This is a genomic window from Vibrio sp. B4-6 (assembly GCF_963888245.1).
GTDB classification, from domain to species: Bacteria; Pseudomonadota; Gammaproteobacteria; order Enterobacterales; family Vibrionaceae; genus Vibrio; species Vibrio anguillarum.
In genome coordinates this window covers 1-3,230 of record NZ_CAWPIM010000039.1, presented here as the reverse complement: position 1 = coordinate 3,230, position 3,230 = coordinate 1, and the positions used below count along the sequence as shown (strand labels likewise).

Here is a 3,230-nt window from a genome sequence, read left to right as displayed (position 1 = left end):
TATGGAACGGTAGCAGTGTTTGAAGACTTGTATGGAAACTTGTGGGATCTTCTTCAATTGAATCCAAGCCATCCAATGGCAAAAAGGTAGCATAACAAACGCTTCAAGAGGGACAGCCAACGCGTGGCATTTTTACTATGCGTTGGTTTCGGTGATTACGGTGTTATGCGGTAAGTTGGTAGTAGCGTTGTCTGCCCCTTAAGCGGGCGTTAAATTGCAGTCAAGGATGGTGGATTATCAAAATTGATATTTATGATGTGTTTATTGGCGAGTCGGCCTTTGGCAACCCTTGCGGGGTACTAGAGCTAAAGAGCTGGCTTTCTGATACCGAGTTACATCAAATCACCCGTGAAGTTGGACAGCCTGTGACTTCGTTCATTACTCACATCGACGGACAGTTTCACATTCGCTGGTTTGCATTGGATGGTGAAATTAATCTTTGTGGTCACGGGAGTTTAGGTGCTGGTGCAGCGATCCTTTCTAAGTACCAGCTAGAAAATGTAGTTTTCAACAGTAAACATGGTGAAGTGGTGATTGCTAAGAGAAATGACCAATATTCATTGTTATTACCTAGTTGGGAAGGTAAGCCTTGTACCGTTCCACTAGAAATCTCTGATTTAGCGACTGATGCGATTGATGTTTTCTCTACCCGAGACTTAGTCTTGGTTCTGTCTTCGGTTGAGACTGTAATGAATTTCCAGCCAGATGATGAGCGCTTGAGAAAAATCAATGAATACCATGCTCTGATTGTAACGGCTGCAAATGGTAATAGTGGTTATGTTCTAAGATACTTTGCACCCCAAATTGGCATATCTGAGGATTTAGCAACAGGCTCAGCACAATGCTCTCTTGCACCGTATTGGTTTAAAAAACTTGGATCCGACTCATTGAATGTACGTCAACTTTCAATGTCAGGAGGTTATTTTGAAGTAGAGAGAACAACTGAAAATTCAATTACAGTATTTGCCCAAGCAAAGCGGCGAGCAATTGCAATTTAACAAACGGCTCAAGAGGGATTGCCAACGCGTGGCGGTTTTGGTGCAAAATTGAAGTTCAGTGTTTACAGTGTGTTTTTTGAGTTCGGCAGTGCGTTGTCAACCCCTTAGCCGGGCGTTAGGCAAGGTGAGTTTTTATCAGCTAAATCGAGTTGGAATTGAGCGATAAATTCCATGTTTTGTGGCTTAGCTTAAGCAATAAATAATCATCACATATTTGTTGTTTCGTGATCGCGTTGGGTTGCTTTTCGTTGTGAGTTTAGCGGCAAAATAACCTTCAGCATCCAAACGTCCGCCGAGCATGCTACGCTCGTCACTTTTCTTCCAAATCGCTCAATTTGAGTTTTTTGTTTCTTTGCTGATTCGGAATTTTGGTTTATAAATGAATCGGTTAGTTTGTTTCAAATTTACAAAAAAGCTCGTTCTTTGGTTGTACATGTGTCGGTGTCAATTGGTTGGCCTAACAAACGGCTCAAGAGGGATTGTCAACGCGTGGCGGCTTTAGTGCAAAATTGAAGTTCAGAGTTTACGGTGTGTTTTTTGAGTTCGGTGATGCGTTGTCAACCCCTTAGCCGGGCGTTAGCTGAGGTTAAGAAAAATCATAAAATTCCGTGTTCATTTTTTCTTGGTCTGAGGCTCTAGCTTTACACCTGAAAGTCAGCACTTTTCCGCGTATCTCGCCAGTGGCACTGTTCGTGAAGTGGTTGAACTAACCGAAGTCTGTTTACGGGAAGTGGTGTGTTTGTTTATTTCTTTGGTGTGGCTTCTTTGGTTTTGAAACACTGTCGCGCTTAAATGGATTTCGCGCACTTGGTTGTTGGCTTCTTCGAAAGGATTCTTTGTAAATTTAAGTCTTAGAAGCTCGCCAGTTTTCCTGTTATTTCTTCTTTGCCAAGTGCGTTTCATGGATTAGGTTTTAGTTTCTCAGTTGTCCGTTTTACTTTGTCGCTTGAAAGCAATAATGTGTTTTAAATTAGGTCGTTGGGTAGCAAATCTTCGGCTAAAGTGCAGCAGCTAACAAACGGCTCAAGAGGGATTGCCAACGCTTGGCGACTTTAGTACAAAATTGAAGTTCAGTGTTTAAGTGTGTTTTTTAAGTTCGGCGGTGCGTTGTCAACCCCTTAGCCGGGCGTTATGCAACTCAGGTGAATTTAGGGGTTCAATCTTTTGGGATTTCTCTGGCCATTCGTTTTGTGTTGTCGGCAAATGAGTTTTTTTATCCTCAAATTCGTGGTCAGCTCGAACCGTAAAACAGGCAAATTTCTTTGTTTGCCTCAATGAGTTTTAGCGTTGGCACGTTGGAAATTGAGCGGGTGCAAAGTGTCGAAAGGGCAAGTTAATCGATCATTTAGTATTTGTTGAAGGCTTTGCTTGTTGAGTTCGTTTGGTTCAAAAGCCTAGGTTGTCGCTGAAAGGCAGACTTTGTTTTGGCGGTTTATGTATCACGGCTCTTGCTTGGGTTGATTCTTGAATAACTCAACCATTGCAATTGTGGTTTTTGATCGAGTAAAGTCAGCTTATCTTATTGAATTTGCATAACAAAGCATTTAAGAGGGATTCTCAACGCTTGGCATTTTTGTTTCTACTTCAAGTTTAGTGTTTACGGTACAATACTTTAGGTCGGGTGGAGGCGTTGTTCACCCCTTAATGCGGCGTTATGGCTCATTCAATTGGCTGGGGCTGTATATAAAAACAGTTTTTCTTGTTTTCATGCTTTAATCTGTATAAGTTACCCATCATTTTCTAACAAAGCAGGCAATTAACAAGTGCGTAGTTCATTGAGAAAAAAGGTAATTCAAGTTTGTTCCAAGAAGATTGAACAGAAGGGTGATAATGTAGGCGTTTCATTTTATGCATTTTTTGCTAATAAAAATGACGATCCAGATTTGTTAATGGAAGCCGCCACATGGTGGATTCAAGAACACAAATTAGACCATTTTGAAAAAGCTCATAAAATCATGGCAATGGTAAAATCTGATATTTAGTGAACTGAGCCATAACAAACGGTTTAAGAGGGACTGCCAACGCGTGGCGGTTTTTGCTTAAATCAACATTTGTGATTACGGTTGCTATTTTAGGTTCGGCGTTTTGCGTTGTCAGCCCCTTAACCGGGCGTTAGGTATTTGGAGGCATCATGAGATCAATCTTGTTGATTATTTGTACTGTTTTATTAAACGGCTGCTTGGGTATGCCCGAATCAGTAAAGCCTGTGTCGGATTTTGAACTGAACAATTA

2 protein-coding genes and 2 pseudogenes are annotated in these 3,230 nt (G+C 41.3%); all 4 read left to right on the top strand.

The annotated features are described in order from the left end of the window. Positions 1-90, top strand: a pseudogene (locus tag AACV20_RS11450) (VOC family protein); the annotation flags it as partial. Between the two features lie 167 nt (positions 91-257). Then, complete coding sequence (locus AACV20_RS11445; RefSeq protein ID WP_017049028.1) at positions 258-998, top strand: PhzF family phenazine biosynthesis protein; 741 nt, start codon at positions 258-260, stop codon at positions 996-998. 1,763 nt (positions 999-2,761) lie between these two features. Further along, a complete protein-coding gene (locus tag AACV20_RS11440) occupies positions 2,762-2,980 on the top strand; it encodes a DUF6500 family protein (protein WP_017049924.1) in 219 nt (72 codons plus the stop codon). Positions 2,981-3,129: 149 nt separating this feature from the next. Then, positions 3,130-3,230, top strand: a pseudogene (locus AACV20_RS11435) (lipocalin family protein); the annotation flags it as partial.